This window comes from Janthinobacterium sp. GMG1, assembly GCF_034427795.1.
Lineage (GTDB): Bacteria > Pseudomonadota > Gammaproteobacteria > Burkholderiales > Burkholderiaceae_D > Janthinobacterium.
Window position 1 is genome coordinate 22,832 of record NZ_JAXQNT010000016.1, and the last position, 20,429, is coordinate 43,260.

A 20,429-nucleotide genomic window follows, 5' to 3' on the forward strand; every position below is an offset into this window, starting at 1 on the left:
CTCCTGCATTAGTTCAGGCGCCAGACGTATTGCACCTTGACGCTGGCGCTGACAGGCTTGCCGCCAGCGAGGGCCGGCTTGAACGTGCACTTGGCGATGCCGCTGCGCGCCGCCTCGTCGAGGGCCGGGTGGCCGCTGCCTTTGACCACGCTCGAACCCGTTACCTTGCCGGCCGCATTCACGTCGAAGGACATGTTGACCGTGCCCTCTTCCTTCGCCTGCCGCGATGCTGCTGGCCAGACCGGCTTGCCGCAGACGCCAAAGTCGATGACGGGGCGGCGCTCCAGCACGGGCGCGCTGTCGGCGGCGACGGCCTGGCCGTAGATGCCAAGGCAGGCGCCGGCCAGTGCCAGCAGCGGCACGGCCGCTTTCCAGTTCAGGGTTTGTGGTGCGGGGCGCAGCAATCGTTTGATACGTGACATAAGATCTCCTCCGTTGGCCGCCTGGGCCAGGTGGTGGGTTGAGAACTGGAGGCGTTCCAGTTCCGAGAGTGCAAGAGCCAGACGCCGCGGTTCGCCCAGTTGTCTTGCTGCGAAATCATCTGCAATGTGTTCGCGTTCGAGGCGCACGCCGCGTGAAATCCACCAGACGGCAGGGTGGAAGAACAGCAGCGCCTCGATGGCGTTTTGCAGCAGGTTGATCAGATAATCGTGGCGCCGGATGTGCGCCAGTTCGTGCGCCAGCAGCGCGTCGAGCAGGTGCGGCGGCATGCCGGTCAACAGTGCGGCGGGCACCAGCACCATGGGGCGCCAGATGCCGGCAGTGAGCGGGCTGGTGATGTTGTCGAGCACGCGCAGCCGCACGGGCCGCGTCACGCCGGCATCCTGGGCCATGCGCGACAGCCTTGTCTGCAGTTGTCCATGCGTGGCGCCGGTGTTCCTGGCGCTGCGCTCTATCCACAGCATGCCCAGCGCCATGCGCACGGCCAGCACGGCGGCGCACAGGGCCCACACGCCGACGACGGCGCGCAGCAGCAAGTCCAGGTCGGGCAGGCTGTCGGGCGCCAGCAGGGCGGCCGGCAGCAAGGCGCTGGAAAACAGGGCGCCCGTGGCATCGCCGCCGGCCAGGCGCAGATACAAGCCCGCCGCCGGCCATGCCAGGCAGGCCAGCAGGGCGCCGCAACCGACGGCGTAGCGCGCCTCCGCACGCGCATTGCGCAGGGCCGCCCACGCCAGCGCCGTGGCGCAGCCGATCAGCAAGCCTTGCCACAGGAAGTGCAGCAGGGTCCAGCCCAGCGCCGGCACGAAGCCGCTCATGACTGATCGTCCTTGAGCATTTTTTCGATTTCCTCGCGTTCGGCGCGCGACACGCCCGTGCGCAGCGCCGCCAGCACCAGCGCCTTGGCCGAACCGGCAAAGGCTTTCTGCATCAATTCCTTGAGCAAATTCGTCTGCAGGCTGTCCTGCGCCTGCGCCGGCGCATACACGTGCGAGCGCTGGCTTTCGTCGCGGATCAGCAAGCCTTTGGTGTGCATGATCTGCATCAGGCGCAGCACGGTGCCATACGTGATGGCCGGCTTGGCCAGCGCCATCGCCTCGTGCACCTGCTTGGCCGTGGCGGCGCCCAGCGGCCACAGTGCCTGCAGCAGATCGAGTTCGGCTGCCGTCGGTTTCGGGATGTCGTGTGTCTTGGTCATGCGGTTTTCCTCTTGCCTGAAATTCAATATGGCTAGATTAAACCGTGTAGACAAAAATGTATACTTTAATTTTAATGGGCCTTCAAACGCCTTTCGGTGCGGAGGAAAAGTCTAGACAAGGCTGTTTATACGCGATGTGTGCAGGCGAAAAAAAAGACGCCGCAGCGTCTTTTTTTTGGGGCGGTGAAAAATTAGCCCGCCAGCTTGGCCTTCAGCAGTTCCGTCAGCTGGGCCGGGTTGGCCTTGCCCTTGGACGCTTTCATGGCCTGGCCGATCAGCGCGTTGATGGCCGCTTCCTTGCCGGCGCGGTACTGTTCCACCGACTTGGCGTTCGCCGCCAGCACTTCATCGACGATGGACGCCAAAGCGCCCGAGTCCGAGATCTGCTTCAGGCCCTTGGCGTCGATGATGGTGTCGACCAGATGCTCGTCGCTGGACTTCGCTTCCCACATGCCCGCGAAGACTTCCTTTGCCGCCTTGTTCGAGATCGTGCCGTCGGCGATGCGCTTGAGCATGGCGGCCAGTTGCGCGGCGGAGACGGGGGCGTCGTCCAGGTCCACGCCTTCGCGGTTCAGGGTCGACGACACGTCGCCCATCAGCCAGTTGGCGGCGGCCTTGGCGTTTTCCTTGCCGGCCTTGTCGACCACGGCGACGAAATAGGTGGCCATGGCTTTCGATTGCGTGAGCACCAGCGCATCGTAGTCCGGCAGCGCGTATTCGCTGATGAAACGGGCGCGCATGGCGGCCGGCAGTTCCGGCATCGAAGCCTTGACGGTGTCGATCCACGCTTGCGAGATGACCAGCGGCGGCAAATCCGGGTCCGGGAAGTAGCGGTAATCCTGTGCGTCTTCCTTGCTGCGCATTTCGCGCGTTTCCTTGCGGTCCGGATCGTACAAACGCGTCGCCTGCACAACCTTGCCGCCGTCTTCGATCAGTTCGATCTGGCGGCGCACTTCGACGTGCACGGCTTCTTCGATGAAGCGGAAGGAGTTCAAGTTCTTGATTTCGCAGCGGGTACCGAATTCCTTCTGGCCGACGGGGCGCACGGAGACGTTGACGTCGCAGCGGAACGAACCTTCCTGCATGTTGCCGTCGCAAACGCCCAGCCACATGACCAGCGAGTGCAGCGCCTTGGCGTAAGCCACGGCTTCGGCGGCGCTGCGGATTTCCGGTTCCGAGACGATTTCCAGCAGCGGCGTGCCGGCGCGGTTCAAGTCGATGCCGCTCATGCCCGCGTAGTCTTCATGCAAGGACTTGCCGGCGTCTTCTTCCAGGTGGGCGCGCGTCAGGTTCACCGTCTTGGTGACGAATTCGCCATCCTTTTCATAGCCGAAGGTCAGGGCGCCGCCGATGACGACGGGGTCCTCGAACTGGCTGATCTGGTAACCCTTCGGCGAATCCGGATAAAAATAGTTTTTGCGCGCGAAGACCGAGTGCGGCGCCACGGTGGCGCCCACGGCCAAACCAAAACGGATCGCGCGGTCGACGGCTTGCTTGTTCATCACCGGCAGCACGCCTGGCAGCGCCAGGTCGACGGGGCTCGCTTGCGTGTTGGCGTCGGCGCCGTACTTGATCGGCGAACCGCTGAAAATTTTGGATTCGGTCGTGAGCTGCACGTGGTTCTCAAGACCGATGACGACTTCCCATTGCATAGTGTTCTCGCTTATTTTTGGTGGCGCCGCCTGGGCGGCGCGTCTGTTCTTATTAAATACCGGCAGGGCTGCGCGTATGCCAGTCCGTCACTTGCTGGAACTGGTGGGCCACGTTCAGCAGCCTGGCTTCGCCAAAATAATTGCCGATGATTTGCAGGCCGACGGGGCGCTTGCCGTTTTTCTCGCCGGCGCCAAAGCCGCACGGAATCGACATGCCGGGCAGGCCGGCCAGGCTGGTCGACAGGGTGTAGATGTCGGCCAGGTAGTTCGCCACCGGATCGTCCGTCTTGTCGCCCAGGTCCCAGGCGACAGTCGGCGCGACGGGGCCCATGATGACGTCGCAGACGGCGTTCGGGCCATTCAGCACGGCGTCGAAATCCTGCGCGATCAGGCGGCGGATCTTTTGCGCTTTCAGGTAGTAGGCGTCGTAGTAGCCGTGGCACAGCACATAGGTGCCGACCATGATGCGGCGCTGTACTTCGGGGCCGAAGCCCTGCGCGCGGGACTTCTTGTACATGTCCTGCAAATCCTTGTATTCGGCCGCGCGGTGGCCGTAGCGCACACCGTCGTAGCGCGACAGATTCGACGACGCTTCGGCCGGCGCGATCATGTAGTAGGCGGGAATCGACAGGGCGGTGTTCGGCAGCGAGATGTCGACCAGGGTGGCGCCCAGCTTTTCATACTGCGCCAGCGCGCCGCGCACGGCTGCTTCCACGTCCTTGGCCAGGCCCTCGCCAAAGTATTCGCGCGGCACGCCGATGCGCAGGCCAGTCAGGGGTTCATCAAGACTGCGCGAAAAATCTTCCGCCACGCCGCCCTGTTCCGGCGACAGGCTGGTCGAATCGCGTTCGTCGAAGCCGGCCATGGCGCTCAAGAGTAGAGCGCAGTCTTCGGCCGAGCGGGCCATCGGGCCGCCCTGGTCCAGCGACGAGGCAAAGGCGATCATGCCGAAGCGCGAGACGCGGCCATACGTCGGCTTGATGCCGGTGATGCCGCAAAACGCGGCTGGCTGGCGGATCGAGCCGCCCGTGTCGGTGCCGGTGGCTGCCGGCGTCAGGCCAGCCGCCACGGCGGCGGCCGAGCCGCCGGACGAGCCGCCCGGCACGGCATTCTTGTCCCACGGGTTCTGCACGGCGCCGAAGGCCGAATTCTCGTTGCCGGAACCCATGGCGAATTCATCGCAATTGACCTTGCCCAGGGTGACCATGCCGGCCGCGCGGAATTTCTCCACCACGGTAGCGTCAAACGGGCTGGCGTAGTCGGCCAGCATTTTCGAGCCGGCCGTCGTGCGCCAGCCTTTGGTGACGAACAAATCCTTGTGCGCGATCGGCACGCCCGTCAGGGGCGTGGCCGTGCCGGCGGCGATGCGTGCATCCGCTTCGGCAGCTTGCGCCAGGGTCAGGGCACGGTCGACGTGCAAAAAGGCGTTCGAGTTGTCCGCTTCGATGCGGTCGAGGAAATGCGTCGCCAGCGCAACGGCGGAAATTTCCTTGTTCTGCAAGAGCGTGGACAGCTGTTTGATGGATTTTGTATGCATGGCGTTTCTATTTTGATATTCGGCAAAAAGGCGGGAGCGGCGCTACGGCGTGTTTACTCGATGACCTTGGGGACGAGATACAGGCCATCCTGTACCTTTGGCGCCACGGCCTGGTAGGCGTCGCGGCGGTTTTGTTCCGTGGCGATGTCTTCGCGCAGGCGCAGGGCGATATTGTCCATGTGGGCTGCCAGCGGGTGGCTCAGGGGTGCCACGCCATCGGTATTGACAGCTTGCATTTGTTCCGCGAGTGCAAAAATCTTGTTCAATTGGGCCAAAGACGTGACGGCCTGGTCGTCGGCCATTTCAAGTTGGGCCAGGTGGGCGATGCGTTTTACGTCGGAGAGTGTCAGGGACATGGCGAATGGCGCGGAGTGCCGCGCATTAGTATTAAGTTGGCGTTTTGATAAAACGCGGGTATTTACTGCTATTTTGCTCACAAAAATCGAGGAATGCCGCGTAACTCGCGGCTGCAAGAGTCGCACTTTTCCATGGTTTTTGAGCAAATCGCATTCAAATTATAAGGTAGAATGGCGGGTTAATGCGTTGCCGGCGCTGATGGACTGCTGCCGCAGCATAGAAAAGATTGCGCAAGCGCCAAGCGAAACCCGGAAAAATCGCCTTTTGGATTTTCAGGGTGCCTGAAAGCGCCCGCTTTGAAACTCCCCATAAACAGCTTTTGCGCAGCTCGATGCGCTACAGGACACTCATGTTTGGTTTTTTACGCAGGTATATCTCCACCGATCTGGCCATTGACTTGGGCACGGCCAACACCCTTATTTATGTACGCGGCCTCGGTATCGTCCTGGACGAGCCATCCGTTGTCGCCATCCGCCAGGAAGGCGGTCCGAATGGCAAGAAGACCATTCAGGCAGTCGGCAAGGAAGCCAAGCAGATGCTGGGCAAAGTGCCGGGCAATATCGAAGCGATTCGTCCGATGAAAGATGGCGTGATCGCCGACTTCACCGTGACCGAGCAGATGCTCAAGCAATTCATCCGCATGGTGCACGACTCGAAATTCTTCCGTCCATCGCCGCGCATCATCATTTGCGTACCGTGCGGTTCGACCCAGGTCGAGCGCCGCGCCATCCGCGAATCGGCCCTGGGCGCCGGCGCCTCGCAGGTGTACCTGATCGAAGAACCGATGGCAGCGGCTATCGGCGCGGGCTTGCCCGTGTCCGAAGCGACCGGCTCGATGGTGGTCGACATCGGCGGCGGCACCACCGAAGTGGGCATCATTTCGCTGGGCGGCATGGTCTACAAGGGTTCCGTGCGCGTCGGCGGCGACAAGTTCGATGAAGCCATCGTCAACTACATCCGCCGCAACTACGGCATGCTGATCGGCGAACAAACGGCCGAAGCCATCAAGAAGGCCATCGGTTCGGCTTTCCCGGGTTCGGAAGTGAAGGAAATGGAAGTCAAGGGCCGCAACCTGTCCGAAGGCATCCCGCGTTCGTTCACCATCTCCAGCAACGAGATCCTCGAAGCGCTCACCGACCCGTTGAACAACATCGTCTCGGCCGTGAAGAACGCGCTGGAACAGACGCCGCCGGAACTGGGCGCCGACATCGCCGAAAAAGGCATGATGCTGACGGGCGGCGGCGCACTGCTGCGCGACCTGGACCGCCTGCTGATGGAGGAAACCGGCCTGCCGGTGCTGGTGGCCGAGGACCCGCTCACCTGCGTGGTGCGCGGTTCCGGGATGGCACTGGAACGTATGGACAAGCTCGGCTCGATCTTCTCCTACGAATAATCTGACAGAAGGGCCGGAAACCATTCCGGCCTTTTTTTGGTTTTGGCGCCGGCGTCTGACCGGGGCCTGCACGTTGGCGCACTGCGCCTGGCCTGATTATTGGAAGTCATGGAATACAGTCCTCCGCCACTTTTCAAACAAGGCGCCTCCGCCCGCGTCAAGATGATGGTGTTCGCCGGCATTTCTATCGCCCTGTTGCTGGTCGATTCGCGCATGCACGCGCTGACGGCAGTGCGCCAGGCCGTTGGCACCGTGCTGTATCCGGTGCAGATGGCGGCCCTGGTGCCGCGCGATGTGGCGGTTGGTGTCGGCAATTACTTTTCTTCGCTGTCCGCCCTGGAAAAACAGGTGCGCGACCTGAAACACGAGCAAATCGCCTCGGCGCAGATACTGCAGCAGGCGCAGCTCAACATCGTTGAAAACAACCACTTGCGCAAATTGATGGAAGCGCGCGAGCGCGTGCCCGTCAAGACCATGATGGCCGAAGTGCTGTACGACACGCGCGATTCGGCCACGCGCAAGATCGTGCTCGATCGCGGTATCCAGCATGGTGTGGAACTGGGCCGCCCCGTGATCGACAACCTGGGCGTGGTGGGACAAGTCACGCGCGTGTTCCCGTTCACCTCCGAAGTGACCTTGCTGACGGATGAAGAGCAGGCCATTCCCGTGCAGCTGCTGCGCAACGGCGTGCGCAGCGTGGCCATCGGCCGCGGCAAGTCCGGCACCATGGAACTGCGCTTCACGGCCCCCAGCGCCGACATCCAGATCGGCGACATCGTCATTACCTCGGGCCTCGACGGCCTGTACCCGGCTGGTCTGGCCGTGGCACGCGTGACCCTGGTCGAGCGCAATGCGCATGGCCCGTTCGGCCGCGTCGTGTGCCAGCCGCTGGCCGGCATCGAACGCAACACCCAGCTGCTCATCTTGATGACATCGCCCGAGATTCCACCGCGTCCGCCCGCTGAAGATGTTAAGACGGGCCGCAAGATCGCCGGCAAGATGGCGCCGATCAAGGACCCTGCCAAGGAGCCGGCCGCGGCCGCTGCGACCCCAGCGGCGGCCGCTACGGCCACCGCGCCGGCCGCAAAACCGCCTGCCAGCCCGGTACCGAAACCGGCGGCGCCTGCAGGACCTGTACCAACGCCCGCCGCCGTGCCACCGAAGGAAGCGACACGATGAACCGCCCGCATTACATCCTGCTGCCGGTCAGCCCCCTGTTCATCGGCTTTTCCCTGCTGTGCGCTTTTTTGCTGAATCTGCTGCCGTGGGGGCAGTTCGTCGGCGTGCCCGATTTCGTCGCCCTGGTGCTGGTCTTCTGGGGCATCCACCAGCCGCGCAAGGTCGGCATCGGCGTGGCGTTCTTCATGGGCCTGATGATGGACGTGCACGATTCGACCCTGCTGGGCGAGAATGCGCTGGCCTACACCTTGCTGTCGTACTTCGCCATCATGATGCACCGCCGCGTGCTGTGGTTTCCCATCCTGACGCAGGCACTGCACGTGCTGCCGCTGCTGCTGCTGACGCAGGCGCTGCAATTGCTGACGCGGCTGATCGTTTCGGGCCGCTTCCCCGGCTGGCTCAATTTCATCGAGAGCTTCGTCGCCGTGGCCCTGTGGCCCATCGTCACGTGGATCTTGCTGGCACCGCAGCGCCGCGCCGTGGACCGCGACCATAACCGGCCGATCTGACGAGCGCCTGCCATGACTGAACTCAAGAACACCGAGCGCGAACTGCATTTCTTCCGCATGCGCCTGACCATCCTGGGCGCGCTTGTCTTCGTCTGTTTTTCGCTGCTGCTGGCGCGCTTCATCTGGCTGCAGGTGATCAAGCACGAGGACTATGCGACCAAGGCCGAGGACAACCGTATCGCCGTGGTGCCCATCGTGCCCACGCGCGGCCTGATCCTCGACCGCAACGGCGTGGTCCTGGCGCGCAATTACTCGGCCTATACGCTGGAAATCACGCCGTCGAAACTGAGCGCCAGCCTCGACTCCGTGATCGACGAGCTGTCGACACTGGTGCAGATCGACATCAAGGACCGTCGCCGCTTCAAGAAGCTGCTGGAAGAATCGAAGAACTTCGTCAGCGTGCCGCTGCGCACGCGTTTGACGGACGAGGAAGTGGCGCGCTTCACGGCGCAGCGTTTCCGCTTCCCCGGCGTCGAGGTGCAGGCGCGATTGTTCCGCCAGTATCCGATGGGCGAGGTGGCGTCGCACGTGGTGGGCTTCATCGGCCGCATCAACCGCAATGAAGCCAAGGCACTGGAAGAGGGCGAGGACGCGGCCAACTACAATGGCACCGACCATATCGGCAAGGAAGGCCTGGAAAAAAGCTACGAGAAGCAGCTGCATGGCACCACCGGCTACGAAGAGGTGGAAGTGTCGGCCGGCGGGCGCGCCATGCGCACCTTGTCGCGCACGGCGGCCACCCCTGGCAATAACCTTATCCTGTCGATCGACATCGAACTGCAGAAGGTGGTCGAGGAAGCGTTCGGCGAATGGCGCGGCGCGGCCGTGGCCATCGACCCGGCCACGGGCGACATCCTCGCCTATGTCTCCAAGCCAGGCTACGACCCCAACCTGTTCGTCGACGGCATCGACCAGCAAAGCTGGAACGAACTCAATACCTCGCTGGACCGGCCGATGGTCAACCGTCCCCTGTCCGGCACCTATGCGCCCGGCTCGACCTTCAAGCCCTTCATGGCGCTGGCGGCGCTGGAACTGGGCAAGCGCACGCCGAGCCAGTCGATTTCCGATCCCGGTTTCTTCATCCTCGGCGGCCACACCTTCCGCGACGACAAGGTGGGCGGCCATGGCACGGTGGACATGCACAAGTCCATCGTCGTCTCGTGCAATACCTATTACTATCAGCTGGGCCGCGACATGGGCATCGACGCCATCCACGACTTCATGAAGCCGTTCGGTTTCGGCCAGCTGACGGGCATCGACCTGAATAACGAAAAGACGGGCGTGCTGCCGTCGACGGAATGGAAGCGCAACCGCTTCAAGACGCCGCAGCAGAAAAAATGGGTGGGCGGCGACACGATTTCGGTGAGTAACGGCTCCGGCTACAACTCGTATACGCCGCTGCAGATCGCCCACGCGACGGCCAACCTGGCCAATAACGGTGTGGTGATGAAGCCGCATCTGGTGAAGATCATCGAAGACGCGGCCACGCGTGCGCGCACCCTGACGGTGCCCAAGGAAAGCTACCGCATCGCGCTCAAGCAGGAAAACATCGACGTCATCAAGCGCGCCATGGTCGGCGTGACCAGCGAGCAGGGCGGCACGGCAGCGCGCATCTTTACCGGCGTGCAGTACACGGTGGGCGGCAAGACGGGGACGGCGCAGGTGGTGGGCATCAAGAAAAACGAGAAGTACAATGCCAAGCTGCTGGCCGAACGCCTGCGCGACAACGCCCTGTTTACTGCCTTCGCGCCGGCCGACAAGCCGCGCATCGCGATCGCCATCGTGGTGGAAAATGCGGGCTTCGGCGCCGGCGTGGCCGCCCCGATCGCGCGCAAGGCGCTCGACTACTACCTGCTGGGCAAGCGCCCGAGCGACAAGGAAAAGGACACCACCAAGGTGCCCAAGGAAGATGTCGACGAAGTGCGCACCCTGGAAGAAATCACTGACGAGCAGGCCGCCCCGGCGGCACCTGCCAGGCAATAAGGAAGCACATGCCCATTAACGAGAGGCGCTCGCTGTGGCGGCGCGCCAAACCCTATCTGGCGGTGTTCGATCCGCCGCTGATGATCATCATCCTGATGCTGCTCAGCACCAGCCTGCTGACCCTGTATTCGGCCAGCATCGGCATCCCCGGCAAGATCGAGGACCATTTGCGCAATATCCTGCTGTGCTTTTTCGTCATGTGGGTGGCGGCCAATGTCACGCCGCAGATGATGATGCGCATCGCCGTACCCGCATATACGGTATCGGTGATCTTGCTGGTGGCCGTGGCGCTGTTCGGCACCATCAAGCTTGGTGCGCGGCGCTGGCTGCATATTGGCGTGATCGACATCCAGCCCTCCGAATTCCTGAAGATCGCCACGCCGCTGATGCTGGCCTGGTTCTTCCAGCACAATGCGGGCGCCCTGCGCTGGAAATCGTTCCTGATGGCGGCCGTGCTGCTGCTGGCACCTGTCTACCTGATCGCGCGCCAGCCCGACCTGGGTACGGCGCTGCTGGTGGTGGCGGCCGGCTTTACCGTCATCTTCCTGGCCGGCCTGTCGTGGAAGGTGCTGGCCGGCTTGCTGATCACCTTTGTTTCCTGCCTGCCGATCGCCTGGTCGCACCTGCATGATTACCAGCGCGACCGCGTGATGATGCTGATCGATCCGACCAAGGACCCTCTGGGCAAGGGCTTCCATATCATCCAGTCCATCATTGCCATCGGTTCCGGCGGCATGACGGGCAAGGGCTGGACACACGGCACGCAAGCCCACCTGGAGTTTGTTCCGGAACGCACGACCGATTTTATTTTTGCCGTATATTCCGAGGAATTCGGCCTGGTCGGTAACTTGATCCTGATGCTGATGTATTTGCTGCTGGTGGGACGGGGGCTGATGATCGCCGCCAACGCCCCCAGTTTTTTCACTCGCCTGCTGGCAGGAGCGATCACTATGATTTTCTTTACTTACGCCTTCGTCAACATGGGCATGGTCAGCGGCATCGTGCCGGTGGTCGGCGTTCCCCTTCCATTCCTCAGCTATGGCGGCACCGCGCTGCTGACCCTGGGCGTGGCCACCGGTATCCTGATGAGTATTCAGCGCCACCGCAAGCTGGTGCAGACCTGATGCGCGCGCCTTTCGATACCTTCGCCATGCGCGGACTGAGCCTGGCGGTCTTGCTGACCCTGGCCGCTTGTGGTACGACGCCGCAAAAGCCCGCATCGAATAACGTGCCGTTGCCGTCCGGCGGCAAGGTCAAGGTGCCCGTGCGCCAGGATCCCACCCTGCCCGTATTGCCGGCGGCCGGCTCCGGGCGCGGCGGCTACTACAAGGATGACGGCCCGGGCGACAATCCGCCGGCCAACCTGCGCGACGTGCCCGACGCGGAAGTGCGCAACGAGCCGTATTCGACGCGCTCGAACCGCCCCTATGTCGTCTTCGGCAAGACGTACACGCCGATCACCGACAACGAACCCTTCAAGCAGAAGGGCACGGGCACCTGGTATGGCAAGAAATTCCATGGCCAGCGCACCTCGTCGGGTGAGATCTACGATATGTACAAGATGACGGCGGCCCATCCGACCTTGCCGATTCCGTCGTATGCGCGCGTGACGAGCATCGACAGCGGCGAGCAGGTGATCGTGCGCATCAACGACCGCGGTCCGTTCCACGCCACGCGCGTCATCGACGTGTCCTATACGGCGGCGCTGAAACTGGGCTTCCTCGGCAAGGGCAGCCACCAGGTGGTCGTCGAGCGTCTGCTGCCGGCCGATATCGACGCCATCCTGGCGGCCCGCGCGGCGCCGAAGCCGGTGCCTTCCGTGGTCGCCATCTCCATCGATACGCCGGTGGAAACGGGCGCAGTGGTGCAGCCGGAAGTGTCGTCGCAGATGCCGCCCGTCGATGCGACGGTCGCCATGCCGGCACCGGCGGCGCTGGCCAGCGGCTTCTATTTGCAGCTGGGCGCCTACTCGCGCGCCGACAATGCGGAATCGGGACGTTCGCGCCTGGCGCCGTATGCGGCCGCCCTGGGTACCCTGGGTGTGGTGCAGGCCGGTAACCTGTTCCGCCTGTACGGCGGGCCGTTCTCCAGCCGCGCCGACGCGGCACGCGCGGCGGCGAATTTGCCGGAATCGACAGGCATCAAGCCTATCGTCATCCAACGATAGGCGCGGGCCTGGGGTTTATTTGCAGCTGCGCAGTTCCTGGTCAGGGAACTGTGACTTGATCTTCTCGAGACGCGCGCGCGTGGCGGCGTCGAGGTCGCGGAACTGGTAGGCGAGTTGCTTGCTGGCGCTGTAGCGCGGTGCGACGCGGGCGCTGTGCACGCCCTGTTTGTTGAGCGATGCCAGCTGGCTTTGCGCGCTGGTTTCCGACTTGAACACGCCCAGTGAAATGCCCCAGCGCAGCGGACTGCTTTCATTCATGATGAAGTAATTCGTCACGCCCAGCTGCTTCAATTCACCGGCCTTGCGGTCGGCGCCTTCCTTGCTGCCCTGTGGCGGGATGTACACCATATAGCTGGAAATGTCCTGGCCGGCCACGTTGCGGCGCGATTGGCGGTCGCCCAGGTCCAGCGCCGCCACTTGCGCTTCGAAGCGGCGCCCGTCCGCCAGCAGGAAATTGCCCACTTCCGTACAGGCATACGATGTCGGTGGCGCCGCTGCCGCCGGCGTCGCGGCTTCTTCGGAGGCTGGCGGCGCCGCGGGCGCCGTGGCCTGCACCTGCGTCAGCAAGGTGAGTTTATTCGCCTGCAGCTGGTTTTTCAGGCGCGCCGGTTCGCGCGTCTCCGTGCGAAAACTACCCAGATAGCCCTGGCCGATGGCCAGCACCAGCAGGTTGACGCCGGCCAGCAGCCAGAAGACGAATTTCAGCATACGTGGTTTCCTTGTGTTCCTGCGGCCCCGGCGCGCGCCGCGGCCTGCAGGCCGAGCATGACGATGTTATCCACCAGGTGCAGCGGCACGGCCAGCGCCAGGGCCGGTGCGATGCGTGCTGCTGCGCCGCCCGACAACAGACAGGCGCTGGCGCCGTGCATGCGCACGGCCCGTTCGATGGCGCCCGCCTGGGCCGCCAGGCAGCCGGAGAGGATGGCGTCGTCCGTGTTGTCGGCAAAGCCGGCCGGCAGCGCGGCGTCGCTGGCGATTTGCGGCAGTTGCGCCGTATTGCGCGCCAGCGAGCTGGCCATCAATCCCAGTCCCGGCAAGATCATCCCGCCAAGGAAAACGCCGTCGGCCGTGATGGCATCGATGGTGGTGGCGGTGCCGCAATTGGCGACGATGACGGCCTGGCCGGGTGCCAGCGCGTGCGCGCCGATGGCGGCGGCAAAGCGGTCGCAGCCCAGCTGCGATGGCGTGCGGTAGCCGTTCGTCAGTCCTGCCAGCCGCGGCAGCGAGACAAAGTCGCGGGCCACGACCGGCAGCATGGCGCGCAGGCGCGTGCCGATGACGGTGCCGGCCACGTTCGACAGCAGCACCTCATGGATGGCGAGTGTCGCCCACTGCGCGGCCAGGGTGTCGATCTGCGCATGCGCGACGGCGCCGCTGGCCAGCCAGCCGCCGGCGGCACTGTCGGCAGCCACGAGTGCCCATTTGATGCGCGTATTACCGGCGTCGATCAGCAGCAGCATGCGCTTACTCCCCAATCAGGCGCAAGGACACGTCGCCGGACATGACTTCCTGCAGCCCGTCATCGCTGCGCAGCAGCAGGCGGCCCAGGTGGTCCACGCCGGCCGCCACACCTTGCTGCAGCAGCTGGCCGTTGTCGAGGATTTTCACGTGCTGGCCCTGCCAGGCGTGCAGTGCGTTCCAGCGTTCGGCAAACGGCGCAAAGCCCGTGTCGTCGAATTCGGCCAGCACGCCGGCCAGGCGGCTGAGCAGGGCCGCCACCAGGGTATTGCGCTCCATCTGTGCCAGCCAGGGCACGGCCGAGACGCTGCGGCCGATCTGCCGTTCCAGTGCATCGGGCATCAGCAGATTGATGCCGCAGCCGATCACGGCCCACACGCCGCCGTCCGCTGCCTGCTGCGTCTCGACGAGGATGCCGGCCAGTTTATGGCCATCCTTGAGCATATCGTTCGGCCACTTCAGCTGCACCGGCACGCCCAGCGCCGTCATGGTCTCGGCCAGCGCCACGCCGACGGCCAGCGGCAATCCCACCAGCTGATGCAGCGGTCCCTTGAAGCGCCAGGCCAGCGAGAACATCAGGCTGGCGTCCGGCTGCGATACCCACGGCCGCCCGGCGCGCCCCCGTCCGGCCGTCTGCTGGCCGGCGATGCGCAGGGTGGGGCCGGCCAGGGTGGCGCAGCGCGCCAGCAGGTCGGCATTGGTCGATCCAGTTTCATCGATCACTTCGATGGCCACGTGGGAGGCGCCCGTGGCGCAATGGGCGGCGATGGCCGCGCTGTTCAAGTCTGAGTGCTTCGTCATGGTGGTCGGTTCAGTTGCGCGCCTTGTGCGGCGCATTCGCGAAGGCCCGGTCGTAGACGGCATTGGGCAGCGCGCGCAGCAGCTTGGCGACGACGCCCATCTGCCACGGGATCACGCGATAGCTGTCGCCGTCGGCGATGGCGCGCGCGGCGCGCACGGCGAATTTTTCGGCCGGCATCAGGAAGGGCATGCGGTAGGCATTGTGGCGCGTCATCGGCGTGTCGATGTAGCCGGGCGTGATGGTGACGACCTTGATACCAGCCGGTTTCAGTTCCAGGCGCAGCGATTCGCAGTAGCTGATGACGGCCGCCTTCGAGGCGCTGTAGGCTTCGGCGCCAGGCAGGCCGCGAATGCCGGCCACGCTGCCGATGCCCACCAGGCGTCCGCTGCCCTGGCTTTTCATGGCGGCGATGAAGGGCGCGAAGGTGGCGACGGTGGCCGTGACGTTGATGGCGATGAGGCGCGCGAAGGCGTCGAGGTCTTCCGCGTGTTCGCTCAGGGTACCGTACGACACGCCGGCGCTGGCGATGACGACATCGATGCCGCCGGCATGGGCGATGAAGTCGCCGGCCGCGCTTTTCAGGGCGGCGTGGTCGCACACATCGACGGCGTAGGCGCGGTGGCGTTCAGGGTGGGGCAGGGAGGCGATCAGTTGCTGCAGGGTGTCGCCGCGGCGGGCCAGCAAGCCCAGATGGGCGCCCTGGCGCGCGTACTGCAGCGCCAGAGCGGCGCCCAGTCCGCTCGACGCGCCCGTGATGAATACGCTGTAAAGCACGCGTTGCATCAGGCGATGCCCGGGCGCACCAGGGAAGTGGCCATGCTTATTTCTTTTCCGCTTTGGCTTTCGCGACCAGCACGTCCATCACGCTGAGCGCCTGGGCGTTCAGCTGCTCTTCGTTCTTGGCCGACTTGCTGCCCTGATCGGCCTGCGAAGGGGAAGTGATGTAGCGGCCATCGATGGCGATCATGGGCCAGAACGTCACGTTATAGCCTTGCATCATGGCGTCTGCGCGGCGCACGCGGGCCGAGACCCCCATCGAACGGTAGGTGTCGATGAATTTCTGGCGGTCCACGCCCTGCTTGGCGACGAAGTCGAAGACAGCGTCGTCGGTGTTCAGGCGGTTGCGTTCCACGTGCATGGCGTGGAAGACGTTGGTGTGCAGCTTGTCGACCAGGCCCATGGCTTGCAGGGTGAAGAACAAGCGCTGCTGCGGCGCCACGCTGTCATCGCGCGACACGTGCACGCGCTTGAAGACGATGTTGTCGCCCTGTTTCTTGACCCAGGCCGCCAGTTGCGGTTCGAGCACGTTGCAATGCGGGCAGTAATAGGCGAAGAATTCCGTCACTTCGATTTTCTTGCCCGCTTCCGTCGCCTGCGGCGTGGGCAGGGTTTCGTATTCGACGCCGTTTTTCGGCTCGGCCGGCGAGGCCGATACGCCCATGGCGGCGGTGCACAGGGCGGCGGCGATCAGGATATTCTTCAGAAAACGCATGCTGGTTCCTTATTTTTGGTTGCGGACGACGGCGACATCGATGCCGTTTTCAGACAGTTTGGTGCGCGCGCGGTTCATCGCTTCGAGCTGGTTGAACGGCCCGATGCGCACGCGGTGCAGCACGCCGGCGTCGGTGCTGCGGTCGCTGATGGCCGCTTCGAAGCCGAGCAGCGCCAGTTTGCCGCGCGTGCTTTCGGCGTCCGACATGTCGTGGAAGGCGCCGGCCTGCAGATAATAAATCCATTTGTCGCTGGCTGCATCGGCCTTGGCCTCTTTCGCGTCGGCCTTGGCTTGCGGCGTGGGCGTGGGCGCGGGCGCTGTTGCCGCTGGCGTTTTCGGCGCCGGTTTGTCCTTCAATGTACCGATCAATTCCTGCAGCGCGTCCGGCGGCGGCGCCTTCGGCTGCTGCGCGGGTGCCGGTGCAGGGGCAGCCGGCTGCGTTGGCGTGACGATCTCGCGTGGCTCCTTGGAGAAGTCGCGCGCCGCTTCCTTGGCCGCTTCCTTGTTGCCGTACATCGGCTTGTTCGGGTCGGCGATCTGGCCGGCCGTCGGTTCGGCCGATTTGCCGGCCTTGCCCGATTTGTCGGTGAAGGGCGAGGCGCCCTTGGTGATCACCAGGGCGACCACCACGGCAATGCCCAGGCCGATGACCAGGCCGATGATGATGCCGACCAGGGTATTGCCCTGCTGGCGCCGGGTCGAAGAGAAACGGGAAGCGTGATTCATTGACGGTTTGACCTTCGCGATTACATTTTGTTTGGCGCGGACACGCCGATCAGTGCCAGGCCGTTGCGCAGTACCTGGCGCGCGGCGATGACGAGGGCCAGGCGGGCCATCTTGACGGCTTCGTCCTCGACCAGCACTTTTTCGGCGAAGTAGAAGCTGTGCAGGTTGGCGGCCAGGTCGCGCAGGTAGAAGGCGACTTGATGCGGTCCCAGTTCGGCTTGCGCGCGCGCCAGCATTTCCGGATAGGCGGCCAGGGTCGCCAGCAGGGTCGCTTCGGTCGGTGCCGTCAGTGGGGAAAGGTCGACGTTGGCGACCGTGCTTGCATCGCCGCCCCAGTTTTCCAGGATGCGGCAGATGCGTGCATGCGCGTACTGCACGTAATAGACCGGGTTTTCATCGGTGGTTTTCAACGCCACGTCGACGTCAAAGACGAATTCCGTGTCGGCCTTGCGCGAGATCAGGAAGAAGCGCACGGCGTCGCGGCCCTTGGCGATGTCGCCGCCGCCCGACCATTCGATCAGGTCGCGCACGGTCACGTAGGAGCCGGCGCGCTTCGAAATCTTGACTTCTTCGCCGTCCTTCATGACGGTGACCATCTTGTGCAGCACGTAGTCAGGGTAGCCTTGCGGGATGCCCATGTCGACCGCCTGCAGGCCGGCGCGCACGCGCGCGATGGTGCCGTGGTGGTCGCTGCCCTGGATATTGATGGCCTGCACGAAGCCGCGCTGCCATTTCACCAGGTGATACGCGACGTCCGGCACGAAATACGTGTAGGTGCCATCCGTCTTGCGCATCACGCGGTCCTTGTCGTCGCCGAAGTCGGTGGTACGCAGCCACAGCGCGCCATCCTGCTCGTAGGTGTGGCCCGCCTTGATCAGGGTTTCCACCGCGCTATTGACCTTGCCGTCCGCGTACAGCGACGATTCCAGGTAGTAATTGTCGAACTTCACGCCAAACGCCTGCAAGTCGATGTCCTGCTCGTTGCGCAGGTAGGTGACGGCGAACGGGCGGATCGAATCGATGTCTTCCACGTTGCCATTGGCCGAAGCTGGCTGGCCATCGCTGGCCGAGACGGTCTTGCCGGCCTTGAAATCGTTGGCGATATCGGCGATGTAGTCGCCGTTGTAGGCGGACTCGGGCCATTCGGCATCGCCGGGCTTGAAGCCGCGCGCGCGCGCCTGCACGGAATTGGCCAGGGTCTGGATCTGCACGCCCGCGTCGTTGTAGTAGAACTCGCGCGTGACTTTATACCCTTGCGCGTCGAACAGCGAGGACAGGGCGTCGCCCAGCGCCGCCTGGCGGCCGTGGCCCACGTGCAGCGGACCGGTCGGATTGGCCGAGACGAATTCCAGGATGACCTGCTTGCCGGCGCCTGCCGTGCTGCGGCCATAGCTGTCGGCCTCGCCCAGGATGGTTTTCACCACGGCTTGCTTGGCGGCGGCGGAGACGCGCACGTTGATGAAGCCGGGGCCGGCGATTTCCACTGCCTCGACCAGGCCCTTGCCGGCCGGATTGGCCAGCACGGCCGTGACGATGGTTTGCGCCAGTTCACGGGGATTCTGTTTCAGCTGCTTGGCCAGTTGCATGGCGATATTGCAGGCGACGTCGCCATGCGATGCATCGCGTGGTCGCTCGAGCACCACGGCAGGCGCTAGCGTAGTGCCGGCCAGGACGGGAGCGAGGGCGGCCTGGAACAGGGCGATGATTTCTTGTTTCTGTTGGGCGAGCATGAGCAGGATGGCGGTGGAACCGCGTTAAGAATGAATAGAATGAATCGAAAAGCAAAACGGACGGCCAGTACCCAAGCCGCCCAGACTGCGTTAATTATACTGGTTTGCTGCCGGGAACAATACGCTGGCAGGCAGTGTGCCCGTGCCGGCGCGTTTCACGATATTATCAGGACAGCATGCCTATGTTGGTGCATGAAAACATCAGCATGGCGCATTCTGCTTGTATATATGCAGTTTTTTGCCGCAATTTACAGGTATCGCTGCAATCGCTTGGGCCAGAGGGCGCCACAAACGCTACAATCGACCCTTTATTGATGACGCGCGGCCGCGACTTTGCCACCATGCAGCCCGCCGCGCGCAGCCACACCGGATAACTATGAACAAGCGCCCCACGCTGAAATTGAAAACCAAGCCGGCGCCAGGCCAGGCGCCTGCCGCACCGAAATTGCGTCCCAGCTACCATCCCGACCTGAAACCGGTCTTGCAGCCAGGCTTCCAACCCGATTTGCGCGCCGACTCGCTGGCATTCTGCCTGCTGGGCGCAGCCAATGCCGTGGCGCAAGTGCGCACGGGCACGGCCTTGCCGCAGGCGCTGGCCAAGGTGTTTGCGCAATCGAACGCCAGCCCGCAGGCGCGCGGCGCCATCCAGGATATTTCCTACCGCACCATGCGCCAGCTGGGCCGCAGCGAAACCCTGGTCGGCCTGATGACGTCGAAGGCGCCCGAGCCGCCGATGCTCGCTGCCCTGCTGTGCTGCGCGCTGTCCTTGATGTCCGCCGAGCCGGGCGAACAGCCGTATGAAGAATTTACCGTTGTGGACCAGGCTGTCACGGTGGCCACCTCGCACCCTGACCTGGCGCACGCCAAGGGCATGGTCAATGCCGTCTTGCGCCGTTTCTTGCGCGAGCGCAAATCCTTGCTGGAAGCGGCACTGCAGCAACCGTTGGCGCAATGGAATTATCCGCAGTGGTGGATCGACTCGCTGCGCCTGGCCTATCCGCGCGACTGGCAAGCCATCCTGACGGCCGGCAATGCCGTGCCGCCCTTGACCTTGCGCGTGAATCGCCGCAAGAGCACGGTCGAAGCGTACCTGGCCGTGCTGGCGGAGGCGGGCATTGCCGCGCGCCAGGTGGGACCGTTTGCCGTGCGCCTGGACAAGCCAATCGGCGTGGCCTTGATTCCCGGCTTCGAGCAGGGCGTCGTTTCCGTGCAAGATGCCGGGGCGCAATTGGCCGCACCGCTGCTGGATTTGCACGATGGCATGCGCGTGCTGGACGCCTGCGCGGCGCCCGGCGGCAAGACGTGCCACATCCTGGAACTGGCCGACGTGCACGTGACGGCCATCGATGCGGACGCCAAGCGCCTGCCGCGCATCGCGGAAAACCTCGAGCGCCTGGGCCTGGACGCTACCCTGAAGGCGCAGGATGCGCAATCGAGCGCATGGTGGGATGGCCAGCAGTACGACCGCATCCTGGCCGACGTGCCGTGCACGGCCTCGGGCATCGTGCGCCGCCATCCGGACATACGCTGGTTGCGCCGCAAGGGTGATGCGTTCCAACTTGCAACACTTTCCTCCAAAATTCTGGACAACCTGTGGCAGATGCTGCGCCCCGATGGTAAATTGCTGTTCGTGACATGTTCATTGTGGCCGCAAGAATCCGAGGCACAGGCGGCGGCATTTGCGGTACGCAATAATGCGACCCGATTGACAGCGCCTGGCCAGCTGTTGCCGACTGGCAGCGCGGAGCAGGACCACGACGGTTTGTTCTATGCGCTATTCCAAAAAAATGCGGCTTGAGCGATTCGTC

General features: G+C 63.9%; 19 protein-coding genes. 7 read left to right on the plus strand and 12 right to left on the minus strand.

Annotation, left to right across the window (positions count from 1 at the left end; translation table 11 throughout):
* Positions 1–8 precede the first annotated feature (8 nt).
* The 5 genes from SJI03_RS27130 to gatC form a co-directional block, all read right to left on the minus strand.
* Positions 9–1,256, minus strand: coding sequence for a M56 family metallopeptidase (locus SJI03_RS27130; RefSeq protein WP_099379989.1), 1,248 nt, complete (start codon positions 1,254–1,256; stop codon positions 9–11).
* A complete protein-coding gene (locus SJI03_RS27135; protein ID WP_099379988.1) occupies positions 1,253–1,636 on the minus strand; it encodes a BlaI/MecI/CopY family transcriptional regulator in 384 nt (127 codons plus the stop codon). The genes SJI03_RS27130 and SJI03_RS27135 overlap by 4 nt, the downstream gene beginning before the upstream one ends.
* 191 nt (positions 1,637–1,827) lie before the next feature.
* A complete protein-coding gene (gene gatB, locus SJI03_RS27140) occupies positions 1,828–3,303 on the minus strand; it encodes an Asp-tRNA(Asn)/Glu-tRNA(Gln) amidotransferase subunit GatB (protein WP_322429305.1) in 1,476 nt (491 codons plus the stop codon).
* A 37-nt stretch (positions 3,304–3,340) separates the two neighbouring features.
* Entirely contained in the window at positions 3,341–4,825 is a 1,485-nt protein-coding gene (gene gatA / locus SJI03_RS27145; protein WP_322429264.1) for an Asp-tRNA(Asn)/Glu-tRNA(Gln) amidotransferase subunit GatA, read from the minus strand.
* Positions 4,826–4,878: 53 nt separating this feature from the next.
* Positions 4,879–5,181: an Asp-tRNA(Asn)/Glu-tRNA(Gln) amidotransferase subunit GatC gene (gatC, locus tag SJI03_RS27150; RefSeq protein ID WP_034784699.1), complete on the minus strand. Its 303-nt coding sequence runs from the start codon at positions 5,179–5,181 to the stop codon at positions 4,879–4,881.
* Between the two features lie 350 nt (positions 5,182–5,531).
* Here gatC and SJI03_RS27155 point away from each other — a divergent pair, with 350 nt between their 5' ends.
* From SJI03_RS27155 to SJI03_RS27180, 6 genes are all read left to right on the plus strand, one after another.
* On the plus strand, positions 5,532–6,575 hold the full coding sequence (locus SJI03_RS27155) for a rod shape-determining protein (RefSeq protein ID WP_010393186.1): 1,044 nt from the start codon (positions 5,532–5,534) through the stop codon (positions 6,573–6,575).
* A gap of 108 nt (positions 6,576–6,683) precedes the next feature.
* Positions 6,684–7,754, plus strand: a complete 1,071-nt coding sequence (mreC, locus tag SJI03_RS27160) for a rod shape-determining protein MreC (RefSeq protein ID WP_322429265.1) — start codon at positions 6,684–6,686, stop codon at positions 7,752–7,754.
* A complete protein-coding gene (mreD, locus tag SJI03_RS27165) occupies positions 7,751–8,263 on the plus strand; it encodes a rod shape-determining protein MreD (protein ID WP_099379984.1) in 513 nt (170 codons plus the stop codon). The genes mreC and mreD overlap by 4 nt, the downstream gene beginning before the upstream one ends.
* A 12-nt stretch (positions 8,264–8,275) precedes the next feature.
* On the plus strand, positions 8,276–10,246 hold the full coding sequence (mrdA, locus tag SJI03_RS27170) for a penicillin-binding protein 2 (RefSeq protein WP_099379983.1): 1,971 nt from the start codon (positions 8,276–8,278) through the stop codon (positions 10,244–10,246).
* Between the two features lie 8 nt (positions 10,247–10,254).
* Complete coding sequence (gene rodA / locus SJI03_RS27175) at positions 10,255–11,370, plus strand: rod shape-determining protein RodA (protein ID WP_099379982.1); 1,116 nt, start codon at positions 10,255–10,257, stop codon at positions 11,368–11,370.
* Positions 11,370–12,413, plus strand: coding sequence for a septal ring lytic transglycosylase RlpA family protein (locus tag SJI03_RS27180; protein WP_322429266.1), 1,044 nt, complete (start codon positions 11,370–11,372; stop codon positions 12,411–12,413). Before rodA ends, SJI03_RS27180 begins: the two co-directional genes overlap by 1 nt.
* Before the next feature lie 15 nt (positions 12,414–12,428).
* Here the strand turns inward: SJI03_RS27180 and SJI03_RS27185 are convergent, their stop codons facing one another.
* The 7 genes from SJI03_RS27185 to argS are packed head-to-tail and all read right to left on the minus strand — an operon-like array spanning position 12,429 to position 18,621.
* Positions 12,429–13,121 (minus strand): SPOR domain-containing protein, encoded by a 693-nt coding sequence (locus tag SJI03_RS27185; protein ID WP_322429267.1) that lies wholly within the window; start codon positions 13,119–13,121, stop codon positions 12,429–12,431.
* Positions 13,115–13,873: a type III pantothenate kinase gene (locus tag SJI03_RS27190; protein WP_322429268.1), complete on the minus strand. Its 759-nt coding sequence runs from the start codon at positions 13,871–13,873 to the stop codon at positions 13,115–13,117. Before SJI03_RS27190 ends, SJI03_RS27185 begins: the two co-directional genes overlap by 7 nt.
* A 4-nt stretch (positions 13,874–13,877) precedes the next feature.
* Positions 13,878–14,672 carry a biotin--[acetyl-CoA-carboxylase] ligase gene (locus SJI03_RS27195; protein ID WP_035824509.1) on the minus strand — a complete coding sequence of 265 codons (795 nt, stop codon included), beginning with the start codon at positions 14,670–14,672 and terminating at the stop codon, positions 13,878–13,880.
* 10 nt (positions 14,673–14,682) lie between these two features.
* Positions 14,683–15,456 (minus strand): SDR family oxidoreductase, encoded by a 774-nt coding sequence (locus SJI03_RS27200; RefSeq protein ID WP_099379977.1) that lies wholly within the window; start codon positions 15,454–15,456, stop codon positions 14,683–14,685.
* A 37-nt stretch (positions 15,457–15,493) separates the two neighbouring features.
* Entirely contained in the window at positions 15,494–16,165 is a 672-nt protein-coding gene (locus tag SJI03_RS27205; protein WP_322429269.1) for a thiol:disulfide interchange protein DsbA/DsbL, read from the minus strand.
* Positions 16,166–16,174: 9 nt separating this feature from the next.
* The gene (locus SJI03_RS27210) at positions 16,175–16,891 is read right to left on the minus strand and encodes an SPOR domain-containing protein (RefSeq protein ID WP_322429270.1); all 717 of its coding nucleotides are present in this window, start codon (positions 16,889–16,891) and stop codon (positions 16,175–16,177) included.
* 20 nt (positions 16,892–16,911) lie between these two features.
* The gene (gene argS, locus SJI03_RS27215) at positions 16,912–18,621 is read right to left on the minus strand and encodes an arginine--tRNA ligase (protein ID WP_322429271.1); all 1,710 of its coding nucleotides are present in this window, start codon (positions 18,619–18,621) and stop codon (positions 16,912–16,914) included.
* A gap of 376 nt (positions 18,622–18,997) precedes the next feature.
* On the opposite strand from argS, the gene rsmB reads away from it, so the two are divergent.
* Positions 18,998–20,419 (plus strand): 16S rRNA (cytosine(967)-C(5))-methyltransferase RsmB, encoded by a 1,422-nt coding sequence (rsmB, locus tag SJI03_RS27220; protein ID WP_099379973.1) that lies wholly within the window; start codon positions 18,998–19,000, stop codon positions 20,417–20,419.
* Positions 20,420–20,429: the final 10 nt, after the last annotated feature.